This window comes from Xanthomonas euvesicatoria pv. euvesicatoria (assembly GCF_020880415.1).
GTDB lineage: Bacteria > Pseudomonadota > Gammaproteobacteria > Xanthomonadales > Xanthomonadaceae > Xanthomonas > Xanthomonas euvesicatoria.
This window is the reverse complement of sequence record NZ_JAJIUJ010000120.1, coordinates 112,266-139,135: the sequence shown is the minus strand read 5'-3', so window position 1 is coordinate 139,135 and position 26,870 is coordinate 112,266. Positions and strand designations below refer to the sequence as shown.

Below are 26,870 nucleotides of genomic sequence, written 5' to 3'. Positions count from 1 at the left end.
CGCAATCTGAGTTGGGCGTGCCACTGGCGGATGCCGTGCTGGGCGCCGGGCAGGTCGCGCTGGGGTCGGAAAGCTGCCGGTACATGGGCCATGCACTGCTGGGACGCATTGAATGATACGCCATGCGGTCAGCGCGGCCGCCCAGCCGGTAGAATTGTGCGTTCGCCACATTGTCCTGCAGGAGTTTCGCTCGTGATCAAGCCCCGTACGCCGCCCGGCATCATGGAATTGCTGCCGCGCGAGCAGATCGCGTTCCAGCGCATGCTGGACGTCATCCGCCGCAACTACGAGCGGTTCGGGTTCCTGCCGGTCGAGACCCCGGTGTTCGAGCTGTCGGATGTGCTGCTGACCAAATCCGGCGGCGAAACCGAGCGCCAGGTGTATTTCGTGCAGTCCACCGGCGCGCTGGCCAATGCTGCTGCGGCAGCCGATGCGGGCGGCGAGAACGGTGGCCTGCCCGAGCTCGCGCTGCGCTTCGACCTGACCGTGCCGCTGGCGCGCTACGTCGCCGAGCATGAGCACGAGCTGAGCTTCCCGTTCCGGCGCTACCAGATGCAGCGCGTGTATCGCGGCGAACGTGCGCAACGCGGGCGCTTCCGTGAGTTCTACCAGTGCGATATCGACGTCATCGGCAAGGATGCGCTGAGCATCCGTTACGACGCCGAAGTGCTGGCGGTGATCCATGCCGTGTTCGCCGAGCTGGGCATCGGCGACTTCAAGGTGCAGTTGAACAACCGCAAGCTGCTGCGTGGATTCTTCCACGCGCAGGGTGTGGTCGATGCCGAGCAACAGGCCCTGGTGCTGCGCGAGGTCGATAAGCTCGACAAGCGCAGCGCCGAGGATGTACGGGCCACCTTGATGGGGCCGGACTTTGGCCTAGCCGAGGACGCCGTGCGGCGCATCTTGGATTTCGCCAAAATTCGTTCGGTTTCCCATGCCGATGCGCTGGACAAGATCGATTGGGTAGTCAACGAGGTGCAGTCGCGCAGCGGTGGCAACGAAGATTTGCATGCTGGCGCGGACGATTTGCGCGAAGTGCTTGAGCTGGTCAAGGCGCTAGGCGTGCCCGAGAGCGCGTACTGCCTGAATTTCTCCATCGCGCGCGGGCTGGACTATTACACCGGCACCGTCTACGAAACCACGCTGACCGACCACCCGCAGATCGGCTCGATCTGTTCGGGCGGCCGTTACGAGAGCCTGGCCAGCCACTACACCAAGTCCAAGCTGCCGGGCGTGGGCATTTCGATCGGCTTGACCCGCCTGTTCTGGCAGCTGCGCGAGGCCGGCCTGATCCAGGGCATCGCCGAAAGCAGCGTGCAGGCGATGGTGGCGCTGATGGACGAGACTCGCCTGGACGACGCGCTGGATATCGCGCGCCGGCTGCGCATCGGTGGCATCAACACCGAGGTGCAGATGGAGCCAAAGAAGGTCGGCAAGCAGTTCCAGTATGCGGCTCGTGCCGGCATCCGCTTCGTGGTGCTGGCCGGCGACGACGAACTGGCACGCGGCGTGGTGGCGGTGAAAGACCTGGTGCGAGAGCAGCAGTTCGACGTCGCCCGCGATGAGCTGGCCAGCACCTTGCAGGTGGAACTGGAACAGGCCAGGGCAATGCTGGTGGCTGGCGGCGTCCAGGGCGACTGATATCGTCAGTTTGAAGACGTCACAGGCTTGGTGACCATTTCGCCCGCGACCCATGTGCCGTAGCGCAGAACGCGCCCACTGACATCAGATGTCAGTGGGCGTTTTCGTAACAGGCAGGTGGGCGAGCAGTTTCTCCATGAATGCTTCAATGCGGTCGACTTGTCCCGAGGCAGGGCTTGCGTTAATGTACTAACACGCTATTACATTAACGCAATGAAACAACGACCTGCCCCCCGCGAGAACACCGATGTTGCCGCATCTCTGACGATGCTGGCCGATGCGCTGGCATGCCTGCGCGCGCCCGAGGCGGTCGAATCGTTTCTGCGTGACCTCTGCACGCCTGCCGAGCTGGAAGCCATGGCCGACCGCTGGCGGGTGGTGCCGCTGCTGGTCAAGGGCGTGCCGTATCGCGAAATCCATGAGCTGACCCAGGTCAGCGTCACCACCATCGGGCGCGTTGCGCGCACCCTGGACCACGGTGCCGGCGGCTATGCCGCGGCCTTGCGCGAGCAGTCTTCGCGCCCTGACGCCTCCCATTGAGAGAACGAGATGAGTGCTTCCACGGCAGCGCCGGCACGTGACCGGCTGCGTATCGCCATCCAGAAGAGCGGCCGCCTGGCCGAGCCGGCGCGCAGCCTGCTGGCCGCCTGCGGGCTGAGCTGGCGGCAGAGCCGCGACAAGCTGTTCTGCTACGGCGAATCGTTGCCGGTGGACCTGCTGCTGGTGCGCGACGACGACATCCCCGGCCTGATCGCCGATGGCGTCTGCGATCTGGGCATCGTCGGCCAGAACGAACTGGAAGAGCAGGCCGCCGAGCGTCGCCGCAACGGCTTGCCGGCTGCCTATCACGCCGTGCGTGGGGTCGGCTTCGGCCAGTGCCGCCTGATGCTCGCCGTGCCGGAAGAATGGGACTGGCACGGCGTGGGGCAACTGGCGGGCAAGCGTATCGCCACCAGCTACCCGGCGATCCTGGCCGATTGGCTGGAGCGGCAGGGCATCGACGCGACGGTGGTGGAGTTGTCCGGTTCGGTGGAAATCGCACCGCGCCTGGGCACTGCCGATCTGATCTGCGATCTGGTCTCCAGCGGCGCCACCCTGGCCGCCAACCAGCTCAAGCCGGTCGAACTGGTGATGGAAAGCGAAGCAGTGCTGGCCGGCGCGGTGCGCGAGCCGGCCGATGCGCGTGCCGGCCTGCTGGCAATGCTGCTGCGGCGCATGGACGGCGTACTCAAATTGCGCGACAGCAAGCTGCTGATGTTCCGCGCCGAGCAGACCAATGTCGATGCGCTGCGCCGCCTGCTGCCTGACGCCGACCCGCTGGTGCAGTTGCCCGACGATGGCAACGGCGCGCTGCGCTTGCAGACCATGTGCCATGGCGCGGTGACCTGGCAGCGCCTGGAAGAACTCGAACGCGCAGGTGCGCAAGGCTTGATGGTGTTGACGGTGGAGCGCTCGCTGGCATGAAGATTCTCGATTGGTCCCAACTCGACGGTGCCGCGCGAACCGATGCACTGACTCGCCCGGTACAGACCGTGGCCACGCAGACGCGCGACGCAGTGGCTGCATTGATTGCCGATGTGCGTGCACGCGGCGATGCCGCCTTGCGCGAGATCACCGCGCGTTTCGATGGCGTATCGCTGGAGAGCTTCGCCGTGAGCGAAGCCGACTTCGCTGCCGCCGAAGCGGCCGTGGCGCCGGAGCTGCGCCAGGCCATGCAAGATGCGGTCGCACGCATCGACGCCTTCCACCGCGCCGGCATGAGCGAGGGCTATGCGGTGGAAACCGCGCCCGGCGTGGTGTGCGAAAAGATCGTGCGGCCGATCGGACGTGTGGGTCTGTACGTGCCGGCAGGCAGCGCGCCGTTGCCATCAACCGCCTTGATGCTGGGTGTGCCGGCGCGTCTGGCCGGATGCCGCGAGGTGGTGTTGTGCACGCCGCCGCGCAAGGACGGCAGCGTGGACCCGGCGGTGCTGGTGGCCGCGCAACTCACCGGCGTGCGCCGCGTGTTCAAGCTCGGTGGCGCGCAGGCGATCGCGGCGATGGCGTATGGCACCGAGTCGGTACCCAGTTGCGACAAGCTGTTCGGCCCGGGCAATAGCTATGTCACCGAAGCCAAGCAGCAGGTGGCCCAGTCCGGAGCGGCGGCGATCGACATGCCGGCCGGCCCCTCGGAGGTCTTGGTGATCGCCGATGCGGGCGCGCAGCCGGCCTTCGTGGCTGCTGATCTGTTGTCGCAGGCCGAACACGGGCCCGATTCGCAGGTGCTGTTGCTGTCCGACAGCGACGGGTTGATCGATGCGGTGCAAGTACAGCTGGAAGTTCAGCTTGCGCAACTGTCGCGTGCCGACATCGCGCGCCAGGCGCTGGCGCAATCGCGGATGATCAAGGTGCAGGCGCTGGATGAGGCGTTTGCGATCAGTAATCGCTATGCGCCGGAGCACCTGATTCTTGCGCTGCGCGAACCGCGCGCGTGGCTGGCGCAAGTCGAAGCGGCCGGTTCGGTGTTTCTTGGCGATTACACGCCCGAAGCGCTTGGCGACTACTGCAGCGGCACCAATCATGTGCTGCCGACCAGCGGTGCGGCGCGCGCCTACAGCGGGGTGAGTGTGGCCAGCTTCCAGAATATGGTCAGCGTGCAGGCAGCCAGCAAGGCCGGCATCGACGGCATCGGTCAATGCGCATTGATCCTTGCCCGCGCTGAGGGGCTGGATGCGCATGCCAACGCGGTGGCGCTGCGCATGGGAGTGGCGGCATGAGCGCGTCGTCGATTCTGGATCTGGTACGCGAAGATCTGCGTGCATTTGCGGGCTATTCGTCGGCGCGCACCAGTGCGTTGCAGGGCGATGTGTGGCTCAACGCCAACGAGTCCGCGTGGGCGAATCCCGCCGATCCCGACGCCAGCACGCGGCGCTATCCCGACCCGCAACCCAAGGGCCTGCGCAGCGCGCTTGCGGCGCTGTACGGTTGCGCGCCGGAGCAGCTGTTGATCGGCCGCGGCAGCGACGAGGCGATCGATCTGCTGGTACGCGGCCTGTGCGTGCCAGGGCGCGATGCAGTGCTGGTGACGCCGCCGGTATTCGGCATGTACGCGGTGTGCGCGCGGTTGCAGAACGCACCGTTGGTGGACGTGCCGCTGGTCGATGGGCCAGATGGTTTCCGTGCAGATATCCCTGCAATAGTGGCGAGGGCATTGGCCTCGAACGCCAAGCTGGTGTTTTTGTGTTCGCCATCCAATCCCGCTGGTTCGGCCATTGCGCTAGACCAGATCGAACAAGCGCTGCAGGCCTTGCAAGGCAAGGCGCTGGTGGTGGTGGACGAGGCCTACGGCGAATTTTCCGATGTGCCTTCGGCGGTCGGTCTGCTCGGGCGTTACGACAATCTCGCGGTGTTGCGTACGCTTTCCAAGGCGCATGCGCTGGCGGCGGCGCGTATCGGCACACTGATCGCCAATGCCGAGTTGATTGCCCTGCTGCGCCGCTGCCAAGCGCCGTACCCGGTGCCCACACCCTGTGCAGCCATGGCCGAGCAGGCCTTGTCTGCGCCGGCGCTGGAGGTGACCCGCCGGCGTATCGCCGAGGTGCGCAGTGAGCGCGAGCGCGTGCACGAGGCGCTCGCGCAGCTGGCCGGTGTGCGGCAGGTCTATCCCTCGCAAGGCAACTTCTTGTTGGTGCGTTTCGATGATGCCGAGGCGGCGTTCCAGGCGTTGCTCGATGCCGGTGTGGTGGTGCGCGATCAACGCGCAGTGCCGCGCCTGGCCGACGCGCTGCGCATCACGCTGGGCACGCACGAACAGAACCAACGCGTGCTGAGCGCGCTGCAACGCACGCAGGAGGCCGTCGCATGACCCCGATTCTTTTTGTCGACCGCGACGGCACGCTGATCACCGAGCCGGCCGACTACCAGATCGACGCGTACGAGAAACTGCGCTTTGTCGATCACGTGATTCCGGCGATGCTCAAGCTGCGCGATGCCGGCTATCAGTTCGTCATTGTCAGCAACCAGGATGGGCTAGGCAGCGAGAGCTACCCACGCGCGTCCTTCGAAGGCCCGAACAACCTGATGCTGCAGATCTTCGCCAGCCAGGGCATCGAATTCCGCGACGTGCTGATCGATTGCAGCTGGCCTGCCGACAATGCGCCCACGCGCAAGCCCGGTATCGGCCTGATGGTGCCGTATCTGCAGGACCGCAGCATCGATTGGGCACGCTCGGCGATGGTGGGCGACCGCATCACCGACATCCAGTTCGCGCACAACCTCAACATTCGCGGGTTTCAGCTGCGCACCGACGAGTTCGGCGGCGAGTGGGACTGGCCCGGCATCGCCCATGAACTGGCCGACGCACCGCGTCGCGCGGTGGTTCAGCGCAACACCAAGGAAACCAGGATTCGCGTCGAACTGGATCTGGATCGCGTGGCCGAACCGAAGACCGCCACCGGTCTGCCGTTCTTCGACCACATGCTGGAACAAATCGGCAAGCACGGCGGCTTTGCGCTGGAGATCCGGGCCGAAGGCGATCTGCATATCGATGAGCACCACACCATCGAAGACACCGGCCTTGCGCTGGGTCAGGCGCTGCGTGAAGCGCTGGGCAACAAGCGTGGCATCGGCCGCTATGGCTTCGATCCGGAAAGCAGCCCCTGGCGCGTCGCCGGCGACAAGGCCCAGCATGGCTTCACGTTGCCGATGGATGAAACCATCGCAAGCGCGGCGCTGGATTTCAGCGGCCGGCCGTATTTCGTCTTCGACGGCGAGTTCAAGCGCGAGCGCGTCGGCGACATGCCGACCGAGCTGGTGCCGCATTTTTTCCGCTCGATCTGCGATGCGTCCGGCTTGAATCTGCATCTGACCGTGCGCGGTGAGAACGATCACCACAAGGTGGAAGCCTGCTTCAAGGCCCTGGCGCGTGCATTACGCCAGGCGATCCGCCGCGAAGGCACCGCGTTGCCGACCACCAAGGGTGCGCTATGACCGATGTTGCGTTGATCGATGCCGGTGGCGCCAACCTGGGCTCGGTGCGCTATGCATTGGAGCGCTTGGGCGTGGACGCACGCGTGGTGCGCGATGCGGCAGGTCTGCACGGCGCACAGCGCGTGATCCTGCCCGGCGTCGGTGCTGCGCCAGAAGCGATGTCGCGTCTGCGCACGCAGGGATTGGTCGAGCCGTTGCGCGCGCTGCAGGTGCCGTTGATCGGTATCTGCCTGGGGATGCAACTGCTGTTCGAACATTCCGAAGAAGGCGATGTCGAGTGCCTGGGCCTGCTGCCGGGCATCGTACGGCATATGACGCCGGCACTCGGTATCCGTGTGCCGCACATGGGCTGGAACCAGCTGGTGCCGATGCGCGAATCCGCGTTGCTGGCCGGTCTGCCCGAGCGCGCAAGTGCGTATTTCGTGCATGGTTACGCTGCGCCGGTGACCGCCGACACCGTGGCCGCCTGCGATCACGGCGGGTTGTTCACTGCCGTCGTGCAGAACGGGCTGCGCTGCGGCGCGCAATTTCACCCTGAGCGTTCGGCCGACACCGGTGCACGCATCCTGCGCAATTTTCTTGAGATGAGCTTCCCATGAGTTTCACCGTTTACCCGGCGCTGGATATCCGCAACGGCCGCGTGGTGCGCCTGCTGCAAGGCGATTACGCGCGCGAGACGCAGTACGGCGACGACGTGCTGCCGCGTGCGCAGGCGTTCGCCGATGCCGGTGCGCAGTGGATGCATCTGGTCGATCTGGATGCGGCCAAGGCGGGCGGTTACACCTTGGCCGGCACGCTCGGCGAGATCGCGCGTGCCACCGGCTTGCGCGTGCAGACCGGCGGCGGTGTGCGCTCGCGCGAGGATGTGGCGCGCATTCTCGATGCCGGCGCCGCACGCGTGGTCATCGGCTCGTTGGCAGTGCGCAACAGCGAGATGGTGGTTGGCTGGCTGCAGGAATTCGGTGCCGACCGCCTGACGATTGCACTGGACACGCGCCAGGATGCCAATGGCATCTGGCAGTTGCCGGTGCACGGCTGGACCGAAACTGCAGACGCTACGCTGGATCAATTGGCCGTGCGCTACGCGCAGTCCGGGCTGCAGCATCTGCTGTGCACCGACATCGCGCGCGACGGCATGCTGTCCGGCCCCAACATGGCGCTGTATGCGCATCTACGCGCGCTGACGCCGCAGTTGCAGGTGCAGGTCTCCGGTGGCGCGCGCAATCTTGCCGATGTCGCCGCGGCTAAGGCCGCAGGCTGTGCCGGCATCGTGCTCGGCAAGGCGCTGCTCGAAGGGCACCTGCATCTCGAAGAGGCACTGGCATGCTGAGCCGTCGCATCATTCCGTGCCTGGACGTGCGCGATGGCCGCGTGGTCAAGGGCGTCAAGTTCCGCGACCACATCGACATGGGCGACATTGTCGAGCTGGCCTTGCGCTACCGTGCGCAGGGCGCCGACGAACTGGTGTTCTACGACATCGGTGCCAGCCCGGAAGGGCGTTCGGTCGACTACACCTGGGTCGAGCGGGTGGCACGGCTGATCGATATTCCGTTCTGCGTGGCCGGAGGTATCGGCGATGTGGAAACGGCCCGAGCGGTATTGCATGCCGGCGCCGACAAGATTTCCATCAACTCGCCCGCGTTAGGCCGCCCGCAATTGATTTCCGAACTGGCCGATGCCTTTGGCGTGCAATGTGTCGTGGTCGGCATCGATTCGATTCGTGAGGAAGATGGTCAATGGCGCGTGCGTCGCTACACCGGTGATCCGAGCAAGACCCAGGCGTTGCCGATGCGTACGCTGGACTGGGTGGCCGAAGCGCAGCGACTCGGCGCGGGCGAGATCGTGCTCAATTGCATGGATAACGACGGCGTGCGCCGCGGGTACGATATCGCCCAACTGCGCCAGGTGCGTGCGTTGTGCCGGGTGCCTCTGATCGCTTCCGGCGGTGCAGGCGAGATGCAGCACTTTGCCGACGTCTTCGACCAGGCCGATGTGGATGGCGCACTGGCCGCCAGCGTGTTTCACAGCGGCGCGATTCCGATCCCGGAACTCAAGCGATTCTTGCGCGCGCAACAGATCGAGGTACGCGATGGGCAGTAACGAAGTGGCGACGGGCGACGCGCTCGCAACGCTGGATTGGAGCAAGGGCGATGGCCTGTTGCCGGTGATCGTGCAGGACGCCGACACCCTGCGCGTGCTGATGCTGGGCTACATGAATGTCGAAGCGTTGGCCGTCACCCGGCAGCGCGGTGACGTCACGTTCTTCAGCCGCAGCAAGCAGCGCTTGTGGACCAAGGGTGAGAGTTCGGGAAACGTGTTGCGCGTGGTGTCGATCCAGACCGACTGCGACGCCGACACATTGCTGGTGCAGGCGCGCCCGCATGGTCCGACCTGTCACCTGGGCCGCACCAGCTGTTTCCCGTCTGCGCCCGGGCAGTTCCTGGGTAGCCTGGATGCCCTGGTGGCCGAGCGCGAGCGCGAGCGGCCGCACGGTAGCTACACCACCAAGCTGTTCGAACAAGGCATCCGCCGCATCGCGCAGAAGGTGGGCGAGGAGGGCGTGGAAACCGCGCTGGCCGGCGTGGTGCAGGACGATGACGCGTTGCTCGGCGAATCGGCCGATCTGCTCTACCACCTGATCGTGCTGCTGCGCGCACGTGGGCTGGGCCTTGGCGATGCGGTGGCGTTACTGGAGTCGCGGCATCAATAACGTAGCCGCGTAGCAGCGCGCCCGGGCGCGATTGGCGTCCTTGGTAACGCCCCTTCGCGCCCCTTCGCGCCCCGGTGCGCTCCTACGGATATGCGGTCATGCCTTCCAACCTGAGTACTCGCGCTGTGCGCCTGGCGATGGCATGTACAATTTCCGCGGATCTTCGCGCGGGAAAACGCATGCAACCTCGCTTCGCTTTGTTGGCACTGGGCTTGCTCGCGGGAAGCGCATACGCGCGCGACACCGCGGTCGATGGCATCGTCTACGAAGAACGCGACGGGCGCGCCGGCCGCAGCGCCGATGAGCCGGGGGTGGCCGATGTGGCGGTTTCCAATGGCGAGCAGATCGTGCGTACCGATGCGCAGGGCCGCTACCGCCTGCCGGTACGCGACGGGCAGACGGTATTCGTGATCAAGCCCGGCGACCGCCGCTTTTTGCCCGCCGCCGATGGCCTGCCTGCATTCTGGCGCCACTACGCACCGCGTGGCTCGGCCAAGCATCAATACGGCGGTGTCGCCGCGACTGGCCGCAACACGCACAACTGGGATTTCGCGCTGACGCCACGCGCAGACACCGCGGCCGATGGCTTCCAGATGCTGGTGTTTGCCGACAGCCAGACCGCCAGCCTTGCCGACGTTGGCTACTACCAGCGCGACATCGTGGAACCGATCATCGGCAAGACCACCGCCAGGCTGGGCACCACGCTGGGTGACATCGTCAGCGACGATCTGAGCTTGTATCCGGCCTTGAACAAGGTCACTACGCAGCTGGGCGTGCCGTGGTTCCATGTGCCGGGCAACCACGATCTCAACCTGGACGCGCACGACGATGCGCAGTCGCTCGACAGCTGGCACGCAGTCTACGGCCCGGACACCTATGCGGTGGAAGAAGCCAATGCCAGCTTCGTGTTCCTGGACGATGTGATCTATACGCCGGGCGGCAGGCAGGCCTACATCGGTGGCCTGCGCGACGATCAATTCGCGTTCCTGCAGAATTACCTGGCGCAGCTGCCACGGGACCGGCTATTGGTGCTGGGCATGCATATCCACCTGTTCGATGCAGTGCCGGGGCAGGAAACCTTCCGGCATGCCGATCGCCGCCGCCTGTTCGCATTGCTGAAAGAGTTTCCGCATGTGTTGGTGCTCAGTGGTCATAGCCACACCCAGCGCCAGGTGGATCACGGTGCCGACGAGGGCTGGCAGGGTGCACGACCGCTGCACGAATACAACGTGGGTGCGGCCTGCGGTGCGTTCTGGTCGGGTGCCAAGGATGCCGACGGCATTCCCGATGCGACGATGAGCGATGGCACTCCCAATGGCTATGCGGTGCTGCAGGTTGCGCCCAGCGGCAGCTACACGCTGGCTTATCACGCTGCGCGCGCGGCCGACGATGCGCAATTGCTGCTGCACGCGCCCAAGGTACTGCGCAAGGGCGCGTATGCGGCGTGGGGCGTCTACGCCAATGTTTTCATGGGCCAGGACGACACCGTGGTCGAGATGCGCATCGATAACGGCCCATGGCAGCCGATGAAGCGGGTAGAGCGTGGCGATCCGCGTGTGCTGGCAGAGAATGTGCGTGATGATGCGGCCGACGCGTTGCGCGGTTACGACCGCTCGCCGGAGGCCACGCCGTCTACGCATCTCTGGCGCGGTGCATTGCCGACCACCCTGGCGGTGGGCGAACACACCGTCCAGGTGCGCGCAAACCTACCCACCGGGCAGTACAACGCCAGCACCGTGTACCGCCTGCAAACTGCTGAGCCCTGAGGCGGTTAACGATGTCGGTCGTCCAACGCCGCCCTTCTCGCACCGGGAGAGGGTGCCCCAAAGGGATGGATGAGGGTGCACACAGTGCCTGACATCGCCCAATACTGGGGTTGGGGTATCTCGCGCCAAGAAAATCTAGATCGCACCAAGCGATTGCTGGTGACGTTGTGTAGCGGCTCTTGAGCAACGATACGGAACCATGTCGTCGTGATCTCGGCACGGACAGAAGCGCGGCTGCGATAGCGCGACGTTGAAGCATGTGTCAGCTGCGCAGCAGTCTCCTGATCGCCACAAACACAAACGCCTCCACAAGGGAGGCGTTTTGGGATCCGGGCTGGCAGGCGTTGGCGCGCTGGCGAAGATCGTGCTGGCTGGCGGTTGCTGGCTGGCTGGCCGGGCGAGTGTAGCGAGGCCCGGTTGGTGCTGACGAAATGAGAATTAGTCTCAGCACCCGCTCTGGGTTATCGATTGGATGCTGCAGGTGTAGCTGGGAGCGTGCTTGAGGGCTTTGCGGTTGCCGGGGTATTCGAACGTGGCACGTCACTCACCGGCGCAGCGTCCGCTGAGTCGGTTGAATCCACGCCCTGGTCCGACGCGGCATCCATCTCCACCGGCGGATACGGATACGCCACCGCCGGCCCCAGATGCACGCCCGCACGCCAACGCGCCAGCACTGGCGCGATGCGCTTGCCCAGCGATTGCTGCGGCAACGAGGGGAGCTCGCCTTCCTGCTTCTCGCGTGCGGTGATGGCGGCCTTGGCAATGTCGAATGCGGCCAGCGGGTCGTCGCTCTGGTTCATCGCATCGATCAACCATGCCTGCCCGAAATAGGTGGCGTTGGAGGTATTGCCGCAGCCGAACGAGGGCCGGTCGGCACGCGCAGCGGTGAGGATCAGCGTTTGCGGCGAACGCAGTGCGGGAATGAAACCTCCCGAATAGCAGGCCGACAGCACGATGATGCGATTGTCGATGCCGGCATCGTCCAGCGCCTGGCGCAGATCCTGCGGGCTGATGAAATCCTCTTCCTTGTCGTCGACCTGCACGTACAGGCTGTGGTCTTCGGTACCGTGGGTGGTGACGAACAGCAACAGCGCGTCTTCCTTGCGATCCATGCGCTTGCCGATCGCGGCCAGCGTGTCGTAGAGATTGTCGTAGGTTGCCAGCGGAGCGTATGGATGCTCGCCCAGATTGTCCGGGTTGTTGACCAGCGTGACCACGCGCCCGCGCGCATCGAAGCGTTGCTCGAACAGCTGTTTGAGGTAGAGCGTCTCGTTGCGGAAGACATCGTCGCTGGCATCGCCGGCAAAACCGACTACGTACAGATCGGTGACGCCGGGGCGCTGCGGTTGCAACGCTTTCAATGCGTGCGCCAGAGCGGCCTGATCGACCGGATCGCCTGCATCGTGGCTCTCGGCAGGCTGGGCCTGCAGCGCAGCACCAGCGTCCGGATGGCAGCCGGCCATCAACGCCACCACGACGATCAGCGTGGAAAGTCGTCGCCATACTGCATGTGGTGCGAAAGGGGAAGGCAGCGACATGGCGCGCGCAGAAGTCCAGGAAAGACGGGTGGGGTGGCCGAGCGCGGTGCCCGCAGTGCAGGCCATTATCCCGTCAGATAGCTGCATGCGGCGCGTCGCAGCCGGAGCATATCAGCGGCCTGCGCGGCGCCAACCACCGATTGCGCTCAAACGGCAACGAGCGCAATCGGCTTGCAGATCGTGCTTACAGCACCAACTGGCTAAAACTCTCCACGCGCTGGTGACTGCCGACATCGTCGGCCGAACGCGGCGTGGGATAGTCCTCCCGGCGGTCCAGTAGCGCGGTGCGCATGCCGGCACGCTTGGCGGCATCGAGCTCTTCGATCACATCCGACAGGAACAGGATCTCCGGTCCCGGCACGCCAATGCGCTCGGCGATGCGGCGATAGCTGGCGCTTTCGCGCTTGGGGCCGACTTCGGTGTCGAACCAGTCGGTGATCAGTCCGCTCAGGTCGCCCGCGTCGCTGTGCGCGAAGAACAGTTTCTGCGCCGGCACCGAGCCGGACGAATACACATACAGCGGAATGCCCGCTGCGTGCCAGGCTTTCAACTGGATCGCCGCATCGGCGTAGATATGTGCAGTGAAGTCGGCCGTCTTGTAGCCGTCGCCCCAGATCAGGCCCTGCAAGGCCTTGAGCGCGGTGTGCTTGCGGTCCTCGTCGATCCAGGTCTGCAGCGTGGTGATCAGCACCTCGTCCGGCACGTCCTCGCCGATTTCATCGGCCACCTGGTTGAGCCAATGGCGCACCTGCGGATGATTGCCGTGTTCGCGCACGTAGGCCGGCATGGCGCGGCGCGCATACGGGAACAAGACGTCCTTGACGAACGAAATGCTGCTGGTCGTACCTTCGATATCGGTGAGGATCGCTTGCGGTCGTGTCATCGTCAGCTGGCCTTGTGAGGTTTCTCGGGGGCGTAGCGGGGGAATTGTTTGGCGATTTCGGTGCCGGTGAAATGTCCGACCCAGCCGTCCGGCTCGGTGAAGAAGCGGATCGCCACAAAGTGCGGTTCCGGCCCCATGTCGAACCAGTGCAGGGTGCCGTCAGGCACGGCAATCAGGTCGTCCTTGACGCATTCGATCTCATAAACCTTGGCATCGACGTGCAGCGTAAACAGGCCTGAGCCGGCGACGAAGAACCGCACCTCGTCTTCCTTGTGGAAGTGCTCGTCCAGAAACTTGGCGCGCATTTCTTCGCGCTTGGGGTTGTCCGGCGCGATGCTGACCACGTCCACGGTCTTGAAGCCGCGCTCGGCGCTGATGCGATCGATATCGGCACGGTAGGCGTCCATCACCTGCTCGGGCGTGGCGCCCGGTTCGACCGGCGCGCTGGCATGCCAGCGTTCGAAGGTCACGCCAATCTTCTGCAACTGAGCGGCGATCGCATCGCCGTCGCGGCTATCAAACTCGGGAGTGGCGGGATTGGTGTCGGCAAAGATACGCAGTCGGCTCATGGCGGTCTGGCTCACGAATGGGGGACGGACAGTACTCAGCGCGTGCCGCGCAGTTTCAGCAGTTCGAGTTCGCAATGCAGCAGGAATTCGAACGCTTCCAGATGACGACGTGCCTCGGCCATGTTGCGGCCCCAGGCATACAGGCCGTGTCCTTCGATGAGATACCCCCACATGCTCTGTTTGTCCAGCAAGGCATCGACCTGCGCGGCCAGCACCTGCATGTCCTGGGTATTGGCGAACACCGGCACTTCCACTGCGGTTTCGTGGGTGGTGTTGCCATCGAAGGCCTTGAGCAATTCGTAGCCTTCGAGCCGAATCACACCGCTGCCTGCATACAGGCGGGAGGCAATCGTCTGCACCGGCGAGTGCGTATGCAGCACGCAACCGATCTCCGGAAACCGGCGATACAGCTGGGTGTGCAGCAGGGTTTCGGCAGACGGGCGCAACGGGCGGCCGACGGCCAGGCCATCGAAGTCCACCACCATGATGTTTTCTTCGACCAGGCGACCCTTGTCGCGGCCGGAGACGGTGATGGCCGCGTGCTGTTCGTCCAGACGGTGGGAGAAATTGCTGCTGGTCGCAGGCGTCCAGCCGGCATGGGCCAGCTCGCGGATATTGGCGATCAGCAGGTGCGCCAGCTCGTGCAGACGCGTGGTGCTGTAGGGCAGGGGGGCAGTGGTCGCATTCATGGACCTATTCTACTGCGCCCCCGGTGCATGGGCAGGTGCAGCGCAGCAGGCATCGTCCTGCCGCGCCAGACGCCCGATCATGCGTGGGCTCAGCGGCCGTCGCGCAGACGGCTGTGGCGATACCCATAGCCGAAGTAGATCACCAGCCCGACCAGCGTCCACAGGCCCATCAGCATCCAGTTGTGCAGCGTCATCGCCGATAGCAGCGCAAGGCAGCTCAACACGCCGGCGCTGCAGATCAGCCAGGCGGCCGGCATGCGGAACGGACGCGGCAGTTCCGGGTGCGTGCGACGCAGGATCAGCACGCCGGCGCAGACCGCCGCGAAGGCGATCAGCGTGCCCATCGACGTCAGTTCGCCCAGCACATCCAGCGGGAACACCGCTGCCAGCAGTGCGATGCCGACACCGGTGATGACGGTATTGACATGCGGGGTGCGGTACTTGGGGTGGATGCGGGTGAAGATCGAGGGCAGCAGGCCATCGCGCGCAATGATCATGAAGATGCGCGGCTGCCCGATGATCATCACCAGCACCACCGACGACAGCCCGATCAACGCGCCCACTTCCACGACCACGCGCAACCAGGCCAGCTGCGAATGCGCCGCCACCGCGGTCACCACCGGCTCGTCGGTGCCGAGCAGGGTGTACGGCACCAAGCCGGTCATGACCGCCGCCATCGCGATGTAGAGCACGGTGCAGATCACCAGCGACAGGATCATGCCGATCGGCAGGTCGCGTTGCGGGCGATGCGATTCCTGCGCCGCCACCGACACCGCTTCGAAGCCGATATAGGCGAAGAACACCATCGCTGCGCCGCGCAGCACGCCTTCCATGCCGTACTTGCCCGGGCCTTCGTTGGCCGGGATGAACGGGTGCCAGTTGGAGGTGTCCACGTATTTCCAGCCTACCGCGATCACCAGCAGGATCAAGCCCGTCTTGAGGATCACCATGGCCATGTTCATTGCCGACGACTTGCGGATGCCGACATAGCACAGCCATGTCAGCAGCAGCACGATCCCGGCCGCCGGCAGGTTGGCGATCGCCCCGGTGGGTTGCAATTTGCCGTCCAGCGGCGCGCTGACGAATGCGGCCGGCAGGTGGATGTCGAAATGCTCGAGCAGGCTCAAGAAGTAGCCGGTCCAGCTGACCGCCACTGCCGAGGCAGACACGCCGTATTCCAGCACCAGCATCCAGCCGATGAGCCACGCGGCCAGCTCGCCGAAGGTGGCGTAGGTGTAGGTGTAGGCGCTGCCGGAGACCGGCACCATCGCAGCGAATTCGGCGTAGGCCATCGCACAGAACGCACAGCACACCGCTGCGAGCACGAACGAGAGCATGATCGCCGGGCCGGCATGGTCGGCCGCCGCCTGGCCGGTGATGACGAAGATGCCGCCGCCGATCACCGCGCCGATTCCCAGGGCGGTCAGCCCCCAGGGGCCAAGCGCGCGTTGCAGGCCCAGCCCGTCGGCCGCCTCATGGCTGGCGTGCGGGTGTTTGGTGGCCCAAAGTTGTTTGAACATGAAGCGGTTCCGGCTTGGCGCTACGCGCGGTCATTGAACAAGAAGACCGGCGTCGCGCGCCGGTCTTGAGAGAAGCTTAGGCCCGTTTCGCGAGGCGACTGTGGTGGATGCCGTAGCCGAAGTAGATCGCCAGGCCAATCACGGTCCAGCCCACGAACACCTTCCAGTGTTCCTGGAAGGCCTGGAAGAACAGGAACAGACAGGCCAACGCGCCCAGGGGGCAGATCACCATCGCCAGCGGCACCCGGAACGGGCGCGGCAGGTCGGGCTTGGTGAAGCGCAGCACCAGCACGCCGGCGCAGACCGTGGCGAAGGCGAGCAGGGTACCCATCGAGACGAGTTCGCCCAGCACGTTCAACGGGATCACCCCGGCCAGCAGCGCGGCGACCACGCCCACGAACAGCGTGCCGACGTAAGGCGTGCGGAATTTCGGGTGCACCTTGCCGAACAGCTTGGGCATCAGCCCATCCTTGGCCATGGTGTAGAAGATGCGCGGCTGCGCCATCAGCATCACCAGCACCACCGACGACAAGCCGGCAATGGCACCGATTTCCACCGCGGTCTTGAGCCAGGTCAGTTGCGGGTGGGCTTCCAGCGCGGTGGCCACCGGCTTGGCGGTGCCGAGCTGGGTATAGGGCAGCAGGCCGGTCAGCACCGCGCAGACGATGATGTAGATGACGGTGCAGATGGCCAACGACACCAGGATGCCGATCGGCATGTTCTTCTGCGGATCCTTGGTTTCGCCGGCCGAGGTGGAAACCGCGTCGAAGCCGATGTAGGAGAAGAACACGATGGACGCGGCGCGAAACACCCCGTCCCAGCCGAACTGGCCAGGGCCGGTGTTTTCCGGGATGAAGGGGTGCCAGTTCGCCGGGTCGATATAGGAAATGCCAAAGCCCACGAACAGGCAGATCACCACGACCTTGATCGCCACCACGATCGCGTTGGCGAACGCCGACTGGGTGACGCCGACGTAGCACAGGATGCTCACCGCCGCGACGATCAGCACGGCCGGCAGGTTGACCAGATTCCCGGAGCTGACAAAGCCGTGGCCGTCCCAGGCCAGCGGCGCACCCGCCAACTCTGCGGGGAACGGCAACCCCAGGGTGCCGGTGATGAAGCTGATCAGGTAGGCAGACCAGCCGACGGCAACGCTGGACCCGGCGAACAGGTATTCCAGCACCAGACACCAGCCGATGAACCAGGCGATGCCTTCGCCGAGCGTGGCGTATGAATACGAATAGGCGCTGCCGGAGACCGGCATCATCGCGGCGAATTCGGCGTAGCACAGGCCGGCGAAGGCGCAGGCGATACCGGCGAACACGAACGACAGCATCACCGCCGGGCCGGCGTGATTGGCCGCGGCCTGGCCGGTCAGCACGAAGATGCCGGCGCCGATCACCGCGCCGATACCGAGCATGATCAGGTGCTTGGCTGTGAGGGTCCGTTGCAGCGTCGCTTCGCCTTGCAGGCTGCCTTCGACCGGTTCGCCTGCATCGACGTGGCCAGCGGGCTCGATCGATTTGACCCTCAACAGAGACTTCAGCATTCGGTACATCCCTAAGTGGCAAAGCTTGAAGGCGCGGGCGCCCGGACGAATTGGTGCGCCGCATCCCGGTGGGACAGGCAAGCGGCCTACCTTGCCAAAGCTACACGCTCACGACAAGCGCGTACGCAGCATGAATGGCGATAATGGCCGCCTGGCCCGCACCGGGCGACCGAGAACGACAGATGGTGGTTGCAACCCTGCAGCAGCAATTGGCGGCGTACCGCCTGCGTTGGCCGGAGGAGGCCGCGCTGGCCGAGCAGTTCGTGCAATTGCTGGACGATGCCACCGATCCGTTCGTGCGCGAGCGTGTCGAAGGTCATTTCACTGGCTCGGCGTGGGTGGTTAGCGCCGACGGCACACGCACCTTGCTGACCCATCACCGCAAGCTGCAGCGTTGGCTGCAGCTGGGCGGGCACGCCGATGGCGACCGCGATCTGGCGCAGGTGGCATTACGTGAAGCGGAGGAGGAATCCGGACTCGTCGGCTTGCGGCTGGCCGACGGAGAGTTGTTCGATCTGGACCGTCACTGGATTCCGGCGCGCGGCGACGTGGCCGGGCATTGGCACTTCGATGCGCGTTACGTGGTGCTGGCCGGTGCGCACGAGGCGTTCAAGGTCAGCGAAGAATCGCTGGCGCTGGCCTGGCGCCCGATCGCCGAGCTGCTTGCCGATCCCGAGCTCGATCCATCGCTGCGGCGGATGGCGGAAAAGTGGCTGGAGAGCCGGGAGTGGTGATTCGGGATTCGGGATTGGCAGAAGCAGTGGGCCGGCGCCGATCCACCCAGCGGGCCATGTCTGCTCCCACAGCGTGGTTGGACCGATGAACCCACCGGCTGCGGCGAACCGCTGTTACCAATGCCGAATCCCGATTCCCAAATCCCGCTCAATACAGGACCCGCGTCCGCAAGGTGCCGGTGATCTGTCCCAGCTCGTCCTTCAGCACGCCGGCAAGCTCCTCGCTGGCGCTGACATCGATGACCACATAGCCCACCTTGGGGTCGGTGCGCAGGAACTGGCCGTCGATGTTGACGTTATGGCGCGAGAACAATTCGTTGATCTGCGACAGCACGCCCGGCACATTGCGATGGATATGCAACAACCGCAGGCTTTCAGCGTGCTCGGGCAGGGTGACCTCCGGAAAGTTCACTGCCGACAAGGTGCTGCCATTGTCGCTATAGCGCACCAGTTTGGCGGCGACCTCGATCCCGATGTTGTCCTGCGCCTCCAGCGTGCTGCCGCCCACGTGCGGGGTCAGGATCACATTGTCGTGCGCGGTGAGCGGCGATTCGAACGCATCGCCATTGCCCTTGGGCTCGATCGGAAAGACATCCACCGCCGCGCCGCCGATGTGGCCGGAGGTGAGCGCCGCATCCAGCGCGTCGATGTCGATGACGGTGCCGCGCGAGGCGTTGATCAGGTGCGCGCCAGGCTTCATGCGGGCGATTTCGGCTGCGCCGATCATGTCCTTGGTCGACGGGGTTTCCGGCACGTGCAAGGTGACCACGTCCGAGCGCGCCAGCAGCTCGTCCAGGTCGATGGCCGCGCGTGCGTTGCCCAACGACAACTTGGTTTCGATATCGTGGAAGATCACCTGCATGCCCAACGCTTCGGCCAGCACGCCGACCTGGGTGCCGATATGCCCGTAGCCGACGATGCCCAGCACCTTGCCGCGCGTTTCGTGGCTGCCGGCGGCCGACTTGGACCAGCCGCCGCGATGGCATTGCGCGTTCTTCTGCGGAATGCCACGCAGCAACAGGATCGCTTCGGCGATGACCAGTTCGGCCACGCTGCGGGTATTGGAGTAGGGCGCGTTGAACACCGGGATGCCGGCCAGCTCGGCCGCGTCCAGGTCCACCTGGTTGGTACCGATGCAGAAGCAGCCGACTGCGATCAGGCGCTTGGCATGCGCCAGCACCTCGGCGCTCAGCTGCGTGCGCGAGCGGATACCGACGATATGCGCGTCGGAGATGCGGGCGATCAACTCGTCTTCCGGCAGCGATTTGGCGTGCAGTTCGATCTGCGAGTAGCCGGCGGCGCGGAACACGTCCACGGCGGTCGGGCTGATGCCTTCCAGCAACAGCACGCGGATGTCCTGCTTGGGAAACGAGGTTTTCTTCGGCGACATGGGGAACGCAATGCAGCAATCGGGCCGGCAACTATGCCAGATGGGGTGCGCGATTGGGTGGCCGCGATGCGCTGTTCGCACCGGCGAAGCCCTTGCGGCGCAACGGTTTCAGCTGAATCCAACGCTGCGTCGGCCGTGAGTGCGCCGGCTGGACGAGGCAGGCCGGCGCTGGCACGCTGTGCGGTTCCTACCGCAGCGCCGCGTGCCATGACCGATCCCCGCCTCCTTTCGTTGCAACAGGCCGTGCCTGCGTTGCGTGTGAAGACCGACCCGGCCGACCTGGAGCATTACGGGCGCGACTGGACACGCCGCTGGACGCCGAACCCACTCGCGATCGCCTTGCCGGGCTCGGTGGAGGAAGTGCAGGCGGTCGTGCGTTGGGCAAATGCGCAAGGCGTGGCGGTGGTGCCGTCGGGCGGGCGCACGGGCTTGTCCGGCGGCGCAGTGGCGGCCAACGGCGAATTGGTGTTGAGCCTGGAGCGTTTGAACAAACCGCTGGATTTCAACGCAGTGGATCGCACGCTCACCGTGCAGGCCGGCATGCCGCTGGAAGCGGTGCACAACGCCGCGCGCGAGCATGGGCTGGTGTACCCCGTAGATTTTGCGGCGCGCGGTTCGTGTTCGATCGGCGGCAATATCGCCACCAATGCCGGCGGCATCCGGGTGATCCGCTACGGCAATACGCGCGAATGGGTGGCCGGGTTGAAGGTGGTCACCGGTGGCGGCGAGTTGCTGGAACTCAACAACGCGCTGGTCAAAAATTCCAGCGGCTACGACTTCCGCCATCTGATGATCGGCTCCGAAGGCACGCTCGGCATCGTGGTCGAAGCCACGCTGCGGCTGACCGACCCGCCGCCGCCCAGCAACGTGATGTTGCTTGCGTTGCCCTCGTTCGAAGTGCTGATGCAGGTGTTTGCCGCGTTTCGCGCGCAGTTGCGCCTGGAGGCGTTCGAATTTTTCACCGATCGCGCGCTGGAACATGTGCTTGCGCATGGCGCGCAGGCGCCGTTCGCTGAGGTTCACCCGTATTACGTGGTCACCGAATTCGCCGCAGGCGATGAGGCGCAGGAGGCGGCTGCGATGGCGGCCTTCGAGACCTGCATGGAGCAGGGCTGGGTCAGCGATGGCGTGATCAGCCAGAGCGATGCACAGGCCGCGCAACTGTGGCGCCTGCGCGAGGGCATCACCGAAGCGCTGGCGCGCTACACGCCGTACAAGAACGACGTGTCGGTGCGCATCTCGGCGATGCCGGCATTCCTGGCCGAAACCCAGGCGTTGCTGCACGATGCGTATCCGCATTTCGATGTGGTGTGGTTCGGGCACATCGGCGATGGCAACCTGCACATCAACGTGCTCAAGCCCGATGGCACCAGCCAGGCCGATTTCGTTGCGGCCTGCGATCAGGTCACCAAGTTGCTGGCGCAGGCCCTGCAGCGTTTCGACGGCAGCATTTCCGCCGAACACGGCATCGGCCTGGTCAAGAAGGCCTATCTGTGGAGCACCCGCTCTGCCGAGGAAATCGCCTTGATGCGCGGCATCAAACATGTGCTCGATCCTCATCTTTTGCTGAATCCCGGCAAGCTGTTCGAGATGCATGACGCACCTGCCAACACGCCTGCCGGTTAGTCTTCCCGCACCTTCACACGGAATCGATCAGCCCATGATGCGCTCCCTCGTGTTCTGCGCTTTGACGCTGCTGCCGCTGGCAGCGTTCGCATCCAGCCTGGCCGGTACGTCGGCAGGTGCTTCGTCGGCTGGCTCGTCCAATTCGTCCGGCAGCAGCTCCGGCGACGACAAGGTGGTGGCCGACGCCCGGGAAGATGCGGCCGGTTTTGTTGCCAGCGACGGCGTCATCCGCGGTGCGCGTCTGGAAGCGGCGTTGCTGCAGTTGCGCAGCCGTAGCGACGCGGCGCGGCTGGCCAGCGACCTGGAGCTGGCGCAGTCCATCCTGGCCCGGTGAGTCTGAGCCGGCGGTGCGGCTGGCTGCTGCTGGCCGCCTTGGCCGCACCGCAGGCGCAGGCTGAATTGTTGGTCGAGGTGGTTCGCTCGGATTTGCCTGCGGCGGAGATCGAAGCAAGCAACGCGCTGGTGCAGTCGGTCGCACGGCGATTGCCGCAGGGCTGGACGCGGCGGATGACCGCCCCGATCCAGCTGCAATGGCGCACCGATCTGCCGGCGCAGGTACACGGCCGTGCAATCGGCAATCGCATCCTGCTCGATCGCGCGCTGCTGCAGGCGTGGAGCGCGCAATCCGATGACGCACGTTCCGATCAAAACGCAGCTGCCACGCGCGCGGCGATGGCAGCGCTCATACACGAACTGGCGCATGTGTTCGATCGCGGCGCACGCAGCGCGTGGTCGCGCGATCGGCGCCTGCGCGACCTTGCCGGCTGGCAGGTGCGGCCGTGGCGGGTGGGGCGCAGCGAAAATCGGTTCAGCGACCGCAGCCCGGACGAATACGAACGCCGCAGCCCGGCCGAGTTCGTTGCGGTCAATCTCGAGCATTACGTGCTGGACGCCGACTACGCCTGCCGGCGCCCTGCGCTTGCGGCCTGGTTTGCGCAACGCATCGGTCCGCCGCAGGGTGTCACGCCCTGCGGGGCCGCGCTGCCGTATCTGCAGGCCGATAACGACGCCGGTGCGATGTCGTTGCTGACGCTGGATCCGGCACGCGTGTATGCGGTGGACTATCTGCTTGCCGAGGGTAACGAGCAGCCGATGAGCCGCTGGGGCCACAGCATGTTGCGCCTGGTGATCTGCGCACCCGGCCGTGCGCCGGGCCCCGCATGCCGGCTGGATCTGCAATACCACCGCGTGCTGTCGTTCCGCGCGTTCGTGGGCGATGTGCAGATTTCCAGCTGGCGCGGGCTCACGGGTTCGTACCCGTCGCGGCTGTTCGTGCTGCCGTTGAACCAGGTCGTGGACGAATACACCAAGGTGGAATTGCGCGCCCTGTCGTCGGTGCCGCTGGCCCTGACGCCCGACGAGGTCGCGGCCCTGCTCGAGCGCGCCGCGCAGGTGCATTGGAGTTACGACGGGCGCTATTACTTCATCGGCAACAACTGCGCGGTGGAAACCTACAAGTTGCTGCATGACGGGGTGCCGCGTCTGGCTGCAGCGAACTTGTCCTCGATCACGCCGCGCGGTCTGCGGCAACGATTGCATCGTGCCGGCATCGCCGATCTGCATGTGCTGGACGACCCTGCACAAGCCATCCGCCAGGGCTATTACTTCGAATCGGCGGCAGCGCATTACCAGGCCATGTTCGACGTCCTTCGGCATGGCATCGCAGTGCCGCAAACAACCGTCGCGCAGTGGCTGGAGGCCGCGCCCGAGGTGCGGGCGCAATCGTTCGATCGCGGCGGTCTGCGCGAAACTGCAGCGGCATTGTTGCTGGAGCAGGCGGCCCTGCGTCGAGAGGAATTGCTGGCGCGCGATGCGCTCAAGCGCCTGTTGCAACCGGGCGTGGCCGCGCGCGAGGCGGTGCAGGGACAGCTGCAAGCGCTGTTCGCGCGCCAGGCGCAACTCAGTCATCCGGCGGTGCTGTTGCGCAGCGCGGGGTATGGCTTGCCACAAGCGGACGAGCAGCAACAGCTGAGCGCGCGCGTGGCGCAGGAAAGCGCGATGTTGGTCGATGGCTGGAAACAGCTGCAGCTGGCTGGACGCCAGCAATTGCCGGCCAACGTGCGCAATGGACTGCAGCAGGGCGAAGCGAATGTGGAGCGTTTGCGCGCGCGCCTGCGCGTGCTTGCGCGCGGTGATGCCGCCGCCGACAAAGCGCACTCGGAGGTGCGCATCCCTATGCAGGTGCAATAGCACGCGTGCCGGCCCCTCTCCCGCTGGGAGAGGGTTGGGGTGAGGGCAGGGGCAGCCCGGATTCTCCGAATTGCCTCGCCCTCATCGAGCGGGCGGCGCGCCACCCTCTCTTGGCGAGAACGGAACGGCTGCAGTCTTCAGCCGTGAGTTGTGGCGACGCTGCCACTAGCAGGAGTAATCCACCTCACTGGCACGCAGCTGTCAGATCAGCCGATGCATCTCAGCCGGCCGGTTGCAGATCCGCTTGCTTGGAATACTGGCGCAGCCATTGGCTGACATGCGCGTCGTGGCGGTACTGCCGCATCAACGTGGCCAGGCGTGCCGGTGCCGGCGTGCAGAACTGTGCCACGGCCACTTCGATTTCATGCCGGCGGTCGGCGTCATACGGCTCTTCGCCGGCGAAGTGCTCGCAGGTGTCGTAGTCGTCGACCAGTTTGCGCACATCCTCCGGCATGCCGCACAGGCCTGCCGGATGCTGCAGCCATTCGTCTTCCACCTTGGGATCGGTGCAGGCCACCGGCGCAGGCGTTGCGGCCTGCGTCGGTGTTTGTTGCACGCTGCAGGCCGCCAGCACACCCACGGTTACGACAACAGCAACGCGACGCATCAGTCGGCGCGACCGGCAAATTCGCCCGTGGTGGTGTTGACCAGCACGCGTTCGCCATTGGTGATGTACTCGGGCACCATGATTTCCATGCCGGTGTTGAGCTTGGCCGGCTTGGGCCGCTTGGTGGCGGTGCCGCCCTTCAATTCCGGCGGAGTCTCCACCACTTCCAGCGTCACCGTCTGCGGCAGTTGTACGGCCACCGGCTGGTCGTCGATCACTTGCACGTAGATGCCGGTCAGACCATCGGTGATGTAGCCGGCGTCGGTGCCGATCACGTCCGCATCCAGCGTGTACGGGGTGAAGTCTTCGTCGTCCATGAACACGAACGCTTCGCCATCCTTGTACGAGAACGTGGACTGCCGGCGCAGCAGCTCCACTTCCGGCAGGTTGTCGTCGGCATCGAAGCTGGCGTCGGTTTTCACCCCGCCCGGCACGCTGTACATGATGAAACGAAAGCGCACATTGCCGCCGCGGCCCTGCGGCGAGCTGCGTTCGATGTCGCGGATCTGGTAAATGCCGCCGTTGTATTCGACGACGTTGCCTTTCTTGATGTCGTTGGCTTTCATGGGAATCGGGAGTAGGGAATGGGAAATCGAAAAAGCCGGGGCCGGGGTGCTGAGAGCAGGGCGCCGTTACGATTCCCCATTCCCGATTCCCCAATCCCCGCTACTTGGGTACCAACCGCACGCCGCCGTCCAGGCGAATCACTTCGCCGTTGAGGTAGCGGTTGCGCAGGATGAAGGCGACGGTGTCGGCGTATTCGTCGGGCTGGCCCAGACGCGAGGGGAACGGGATGGAGGCGGCCAGCGATTGCTGCACGGCCTCGGGCATGCCGTCGACCATCGGGGTCCAGAACACGCCCGGCGCGATCGTCATCACGCGGATACCGAAGCGCGCCAGTTCGCGTGCCATCGGCAAGGTCATGCCGACCACGCCGCCTTTGCTTGCCGCATACGCTGCCTGGCCGATCTGGCCCTCGAATGCCGCCACCGAGGCGGTATTGACGATCACGCCGCGCTCGCCGTCATCGCCGGCGGTGTTGTGTTGCATGACATCGGCAGCGGCCTTGGCCACGTTGAAGCTGCCGACCAGATTCACCAGCACGGTGTTGCGGAAGGTGGCCAACGGCATCGGCGCTTCCTTGCCCAGCACGCGACCGGCGCCCAGGATGCCGGCGCAATTCACCACCAGGTTGAGCCCGCCCAGCGCCTGTGCAGCCTGCGCCACATTGGCGGCCACCTGCGCTTCGTCGGTGACATCGGTGGCGAAGTAATGCGCGTTGCCGGCACCGAGCAGCGCCAGCGCCGACTCGGCCTTGTCGGCGTTGACATCGAACAACGCGACCTTGCCGCCGTCGACCACCAGACGCTGTGCGACCGCCAGGCCGAGGCCGGAAACGCCGCCGGTGACGATGGCAAGAACAGAAGATGGCTGCATGCGGTGGTTCCCTAAAATAGCGTTGGTGGCCGGTGTTGGCGGCAAACGAACGATCGGCGGAGCGGTCGGCAATTCTAGCCCAAGCCCCTGCGTGATCGCGGTGGTCGGTGATGCACGATTGCGCGGGCAGGAAAACCTCAGCCGGCGGCAGCCAACGCCTTGCCGACCTTGCTGCCGGTGTCGCGACCGAGCAGCTGCGCCAGCCAGCGGCCGGTGCGGGCCAGGGCAGGCAGGTCGATGCCGGTGGGCATGCCCAGCCCCTGCAACAGGTACACCACGTCTTCGCTGGCGACGTTGCCGCTGGCGCCCCTGGCATACGGGCAGCCGCCCGCACCGGACACGGCCGCATCGATCACGCGTACGCCTTGCTCCAGGCATGCGGCGATATTGGCCAGCGCCTGCCCATAGGTATCGTGGAAATGCACCGCCAACGCCTGCATCGGCACCGCCTGCGCCACCGCGGCCAGCATCTGACGCGCCTTGACCGGCGTGCCTACGCCAATGGTGTCGCCCAGCGAGATTTCATAGCAGCCGAGTGCGTGCAGACGTTGCGCCACATCGACCACATCGGCCACCGGCACTTCGCCCTGGTACGGGCAGCCCAGCACGGTGGAGACGTAGCCGCGCACGCGCACACCATCGAGCGCGGCCTGCTGCAGGATCGGCCGAAAGCGTTCGATCGATTCGTCGATGCCGGCGTTGGTATTGGTGCGATTAAACGCCTCCGACGCCGCGGTGAAGACCGCCACTTCCTGCGCCCCGGCCGCGCGTGCGCGTTCGTAGCCCTGCAGGTTGGGCACCAGCACCGGATATGCGATGCCCGGCACCTGCGCGATGCCGGCAAACACCTCGGCGGCGTCGGCCAGCTGCGGTACCCAGCGCGGGCTGACGAAGCTGGTTGCTTCGATCGTGCGCAGCCCGGTGGCCGAGAGTTGATCGATCAACGCGATCTTGTCGGCAGTGGCGATCGGCTGCGCTTCGTTTTGCAGGCCATCGCGTGGGCCAACTTCGACAATGCGGACGAAGTCGCTCATGCGCTCACATCGCAGCGCG

26 protein-coding genes are annotated in these 26,870 nt (G+C 65.3%); 15 read left to right on the top strand and 11 right to left on the bottom strand.

All coding sequences use genetic code 11. The features are described 5' to 3' along the window. The first annotated feature begins 192 nt into the window (after positions 1-192). From hisS to LN450_RS22790, 11 genes are all read left to right on the top strand, one after another. Positions 193-1,641, top strand: a complete 1,449-nt coding sequence (hisS, locus tag LN450_RS22840; protein WP_011347182.1) for a histidine--tRNA ligase — start codon at positions 193-195, stop codon at positions 1,639-1,641. A gap of 213 nt (positions 1,642-1,854) precedes the next feature. Next, positions 1,855-2,181 carry a YerC/YecD family TrpR-related protein gene (locus LN450_RS22835; RefSeq protein WP_011347183.1) on the top strand — a complete coding sequence of 109 codons (327 nt, stop codon included), beginning with the start codon at positions 1,855-1,857 and terminating at the stop codon, positions 2,179-2,181. Between the two features lie 9 nt (positions 2,182-2,190). Next, positions 2,191-3,105, top strand: a complete 915-nt coding sequence (hisG, locus tag LN450_RS22830; RefSeq protein ID WP_011347184.1) for an ATP phosphoribosyltransferase — start codon at positions 2,191-2,193, stop codon at positions 3,103-3,105. Further along, on the top strand, positions 3,102-4,397 hold the full coding sequence (hisD, locus tag LN450_RS22825; protein ID WP_011347185.1) for a histidinol dehydrogenase: 1,296 nt from the start codon (positions 3,102-3,104) through the stop codon (positions 4,395-4,397). The genes hisG and hisD overlap by 4 nt, the downstream gene beginning before the upstream one ends. Further along, positions 4,394-5,485 carry a histidinol-phosphate transaminase gene (hisC, locus tag LN450_RS22820; protein WP_011347186.1) on the top strand — a complete coding sequence of 364 codons (1,092 nt, stop codon included), beginning with the start codon at positions 4,394-4,396 and terminating at the stop codon, positions 5,483-5,485. The genes hisD and hisC overlap by 4 nt, the downstream gene beginning before the upstream one ends. Then, positions 5,482-6,609, top strand: coding sequence for a bifunctional histidinol-phosphatase/imidazoleglycerol-phosphate dehydratase HisB (gene hisB, locus LN450_RS22815; RefSeq protein ID WP_011347187.1), 1,128 nt, complete (start codon positions 5,482-5,484; stop codon positions 6,607-6,609). Before hisC ends, hisB begins: the two co-directional genes overlap by 4 nt. Continuing rightward, positions 6,606-7,208 (top strand): imidazole glycerol phosphate synthase subunit HisH, encoded by a 603-nt coding sequence (gene hisH, locus LN450_RS22810; protein WP_011347188.1) that lies wholly within the window; start codon positions 6,606-6,608, stop codon positions 7,206-7,208. The genes hisB and hisH overlap by 4 nt, the downstream gene beginning before the upstream one ends. Continuing rightward, complete coding sequence (hisA, locus tag LN450_RS22805; RefSeq protein WP_011347189.1) at positions 7,205-7,939, top strand: 1-(5-phosphoribosyl)-5-[(5-phosphoribosylamino)methylideneamino]imidazole-4-carboxamide isomerase; 735 nt, start codon at positions 7,205-7,207, stop codon at positions 7,937-7,939. Before hisH ends, hisA begins: the two co-directional genes overlap by 4 nt. After that, positions 7,933-8,709, top strand: coding sequence for an imidazole glycerol phosphate synthase subunit HisF (gene hisF, locus LN450_RS22800; RefSeq protein WP_008571446.1), 777 nt, complete (start codon positions 7,933-7,935; stop codon positions 8,707-8,709). Before hisA ends, hisF begins: the two co-directional genes overlap by 7 nt. Continuing rightward, positions 8,699-9,319: a bifunctional phosphoribosyl-AMP cyclohydrolase/phosphoribosyl-ATP diphosphatase HisIE gene (gene hisIE / locus LN450_RS22795; protein WP_011347190.1), complete on the top strand. Its 621-nt coding sequence runs from the start codon at positions 8,699-8,701 to the stop codon at positions 9,317-9,319. Before hisF ends, hisIE begins: the two co-directional genes overlap by 11 nt. A gap of 179 nt (positions 9,320-9,498) precedes the next feature. Next, positions 9,499-11,085 carry a calcineurin-like phosphoesterase C-terminal domain-containing protein gene (locus LN450_RS22790; protein WP_011347191.1) on the top strand — a complete coding sequence of 529 codons (1,587 nt, stop codon included), beginning with the start codon at positions 9,499-9,501 and terminating at the stop codon, positions 11,083-11,085. A 461-nt stretch (positions 11,086-11,546) separates the two neighbouring features. Here the strand turns inward: LN450_RS22790 and LN450_RS22785 are convergent, their stop codons facing one another. From LN450_RS22785 to LN450_RS22760, 6 genes are all read right to left on the bottom strand, one after another. Continuing rightward, positions 11,547-12,623, bottom strand: coding sequence for a C13 family peptidase (locus LN450_RS22785; RefSeq protein WP_031422412.1), 1,077 nt, complete (start codon positions 12,621-12,623; stop codon positions 11,547-11,549). Between the two features lie 184 nt (positions 12,624-12,807). Then, positions 12,808-13,506 (bottom strand): acireductone synthase, encoded by a 699-nt coding sequence (gene mtnC, locus LN450_RS22780; protein WP_008571450.1) that lies wholly within the window; start codon positions 13,504-13,506, stop codon positions 12,808-12,810. A 2-nt stretch (positions 13,507-13,508) separates the two neighbouring features. Beyond that, positions 13,509-14,075, bottom strand: a complete 567-nt coding sequence (locus LN450_RS22775; protein WP_008571451.1) for a 1,2-dihydroxy-3-keto-5-methylthiopentene dioxygenase — start codon at positions 14,073-14,075, stop codon at positions 13,509-13,511. A 35-nt stretch (positions 14,076-14,110) separates the two neighbouring features. Further along, on the bottom strand, positions 14,111-14,764 hold the full coding sequence (locus LN450_RS22770; RefSeq protein WP_011347193.1) for a methylthioribulose 1-phosphate dehydratase: 654 nt from the start codon (positions 14,762-14,764) through the stop codon (positions 14,111-14,113). A gap of 89 nt (positions 14,765-14,853) precedes the next feature. Then, positions 14,854-16,284 (bottom strand): amino acid permease, encoded by a 1,431-nt coding sequence (locus LN450_RS22765; protein WP_011347194.1) that lies wholly within the window; start codon positions 16,282-16,284, stop codon positions 14,854-14,856. 76 nt (positions 16,285-16,360) lie between these two features. Beyond that, positions 16,361-17,833: an amino acid permease gene (locus LN450_RS22760; protein WP_011347195.1), complete on the bottom strand. Its 1,473-nt coding sequence runs from the start codon at positions 17,831-17,833 to the stop codon at positions 16,361-16,363. Between the two features lie 143 nt (positions 17,834-17,976). On the opposite strand from LN450_RS22760, the gene LN450_RS22755 reads away from it, so the two are divergent. After that, positions 17,977-18,567, top strand: coding sequence for an NUDIX hydrolase (locus LN450_RS22755; RefSeq protein WP_042841144.1), 591 nt, complete (start codon positions 17,977-17,979; stop codon positions 18,565-18,567). 148 nt (positions 18,568-18,715) lie between these two features. Here the strand turns inward: LN450_RS22755 and serA are convergent, their stop codons facing one another. Beyond that, complete coding sequence (gene serA / locus LN450_RS22750) at positions 18,716-19,957, bottom strand: phosphoglycerate dehydrogenase (protein WP_039417623.1); 1,242 nt, start codon at positions 19,955-19,957, stop codon at positions 18,716-18,718. Between the two features lie 207 nt (positions 19,958-20,164). Here serA and LN450_RS22745 point away from each other — a divergent pair, with 207 nt between their 5' ends. From LN450_RS22745 to LN450_RS22735, 3 genes are read left to right on the top strand one after another with little or no spacing between them, the layout of a single operon-like run. Continuing rightward, a complete protein-coding gene (locus LN450_RS22745) occupies positions 20,165-21,583 on the top strand; it encodes an FAD-binding oxidoreductase (RefSeq protein WP_041855044.1) in 1,419 nt (472 codons plus the stop codon). A 34-nt stretch (positions 21,584-21,617) separates the two neighbouring features. Further along, positions 21,618-21,917 carry a DUF2388 domain-containing protein gene (locus tag LN450_RS22740; protein ID WP_008571460.1) on the top strand — a complete coding sequence of 100 codons (300 nt, stop codon included), beginning with the start codon at positions 21,618-21,620 and terminating at the stop codon, positions 21,915-21,917. Further along, positions 21,914-23,773, top strand: coding sequence for a DUF7844 domain-containing protein (locus LN450_RS22735; protein ID WP_011347199.1), 1,860 nt, complete (start codon positions 21,914-21,916; stop codon positions 23,771-23,773). Before LN450_RS22740 ends, LN450_RS22735 begins: the two co-directional genes overlap by 4 nt. 220 nt (positions 23,774-23,993) lie before the next feature. On the opposite strand, the gene LN450_RS22730 is transcribed toward LN450_RS22735, so the two are convergent. From LN450_RS22730 to LN450_RS22715, 4 genes are all read right to left on the bottom strand, one after another. Then, positions 23,994-24,380 carry a hypothetical protein gene (locus tag LN450_RS22730; RefSeq protein ID WP_011347200.1) on the bottom strand — a complete coding sequence of 129 codons (387 nt, stop codon included), beginning with the start codon at positions 24,378-24,380 and terminating at the stop codon, positions 23,994-23,996. Beyond that, the gene (gene yeiP / locus LN450_RS22725; protein ID WP_008571463.1) at positions 24,380-24,946 is read right to left on the bottom strand and encodes an elongation factor P-like protein YeiP; all 567 of its coding nucleotides are present in this window, start codon (positions 24,944-24,946) and stop codon (positions 24,380-24,382) included. Before yeiP ends, LN450_RS22730 begins: the two co-directional genes overlap by 1 nt. Positions 24,947-25,046: 100 nt before the next feature. After that, complete coding sequence (locus LN450_RS22720; RefSeq protein ID WP_011347201.1) at positions 25,047-25,817, bottom strand: SDR family NAD(P)-dependent oxidoreductase; 771 nt, start codon at positions 25,815-25,817, stop codon at positions 25,047-25,049. A 137-nt stretch (positions 25,818-25,954) separates the two neighbouring features. Next, positions 25,955-26,851 (bottom strand): hydroxymethylglutaryl-CoA lyase, encoded by an 897-nt coding sequence (locus LN450_RS22715; protein ID WP_008571466.1) that lies wholly within the window; start codon positions 26,849-26,851, stop codon positions 25,955-25,957. Positions 26,852-26,870 lie beyond the last annotated feature (19 nt).

What these genes read in the sequence shown, in the direction of transcription:
- LN450_RS22835 (WP_011347183.1), top strand. Translation starts at nt 1,855, where the DNA reads ATGAAACAACGACCTGCCCCCCGCGAGAACACCGATGTTGCCGCATCT.
- hisG (WP_011347184.1), top strand. Translation starts at nt 2,191, where the DNA reads ATGAGTGCTTCCACGGCAGCGCCGGCACGTGACCGGCTGCGTATCGCC.
- hisD (WP_011347185.1), top strand. Translation starts at nt 3,102, where the DNA reads ATGAAGATTCTCGATTGGTCCCAACTCGACGGTGCCGCGCGAACCGAT.
- hisC (WP_011347186.1), top strand. Translation starts at nt 4,394, where the DNA reads ATGAGCGCGTCGTCGATTCTGGATCTGGTACGCGAAGATCTGCGTGCA.
- hisB (WP_011347187.1), top strand. Translation starts at nt 5,482, where the DNA reads ATGACCCCGATTCTTTTTGTCGACCGCGACGGCACGCTGATCACCGAG.
- hisH (WP_011347188.1), top strand. Translation starts at nt 6,606, where the DNA reads ATGACCGATGTTGCGTTGATCGATGCCGGTGGCGCCAACCTGGGCTCG.
- hisA (WP_011347189.1), top strand. Translation starts at nt 7,205, where the DNA reads ATGAGTTTCACCGTTTACCCGGCGCTGGATATCCGCAACGGCCGCGTG.
- hisF (WP_008571446.1), top strand. Translation starts at nt 7,933, where the DNA reads ATGCTGAGCCGTCGCATCATTCCGTGCCTGGACGTGCGCGATGGCCGC.
- hisIE (WP_011347190.1), top strand. Translation starts at nt 8,699, where the DNA reads ATGGGCAGTAACGAAGTGGCGACGGGCGACGCGCTCGCAACGCTGGAT.
- LN450_RS22790 (WP_011347191.1), top strand. Translation starts at nt 9,499, where the DNA reads ATGCAACCTCGCTTCGCTTTGTTGGCACTGGGCTTGCTCGCGGGAAGC.
- LN450_RS22785 (WP_031422412.1), bottom strand. Translation starts at nt 12,623, where the DNA reads ATGTCGCTGCCTTCCCCTTTCGCACCACATGCAGTATGGCGACGACTT.
- mtnC (WP_008571450.1), bottom strand. Translation starts at nt 13,506, where the DNA reads ATGACACGACCGCAAGCGATCCTCACCGATATCGAAGGTACGACCAGC.
- LN450_RS22775 (WP_008571451.1), bottom strand. Translation starts at nt 14,075, where the DNA reads ATGAGCCGACTGCGTATCTTTGCCGACACCAATCCCGCCACTCCCGAG.
- LN450_RS22770 (WP_011347193.1), bottom strand. Translation starts at nt 14,764, where the DNA reads ATGAATGCGACCACTGCCCCCCTGCCCTACAGCACCACGCGTCTGCAC.
- LN450_RS22765 (WP_011347194.1), bottom strand. Translation starts at nt 16,284, where the DNA reads ATGTTCAAACAACTTTGGGCCACCAAACACCCGCACGCCAGCCATGAG.
- LN450_RS22760 (WP_011347195.1), bottom strand. Translation starts at nt 17,833, where the DNA reads ATGCTGAAGTCTCTGTTGAGGGTCAAATCGATCGAGCCCGCTGGCCAC.
- LN450_RS22755 (WP_042841144.1), top strand. Translation starts at nt 17,977, where the DNA reads ATGGCCGCCTGGCCCGCACCGGGCGACCGAGAACGACAGATGGTGGTT.
- serA (WP_039417623.1), bottom strand. Translation starts at nt 19,957, where the DNA reads ATGTCGCCGAAGAAAACCTCGTTTCCCAAGCAGGACATCCGCGTGCTG.
- LN450_RS22745 (WP_041855044.1), top strand. Translation starts at nt 20,165, where the DNA reads ATGACCGATCCCCGCCTCCTTTCGTTGCAACAGGCCGTGCCTGCGTTG.
- LN450_RS22740 (WP_008571460.1), top strand. Translation starts at nt 21,618, where the DNA reads ATGATGCGCTCCCTCGTGTTCTGCGCTTTGACGCTGCTGCCGCTGGCA.
- LN450_RS22730 (WP_011347200.1), bottom strand. Translation starts at nt 24,380, where the DNA reads ATGCGTCGCGTTGCTGTTGTCGTAACCGTGGGTGTGCTGGCGGCCTGC.
- yeiP (WP_008571463.1), bottom strand. Translation starts at nt 24,946, where the DNA reads ATGAAAGCCAACGACATCAAGAAAGGCAACGTCGTCGAATACAACGGC.
- LN450_RS22720 (WP_011347201.1), bottom strand. Translation starts at nt 25,817, where the DNA reads ATGCAGCCATCTTCTGTTCTTGCCATCGTCACCGGCGGCGTTTCCGGC.
- LN450_RS22715 (WP_008571466.1), bottom strand. Translation starts at nt 26,851, where the DNA reads ATGAGCGACTTCGTCCGCATTGTCGAAGTTGGCCCACGCGATGGCCTG.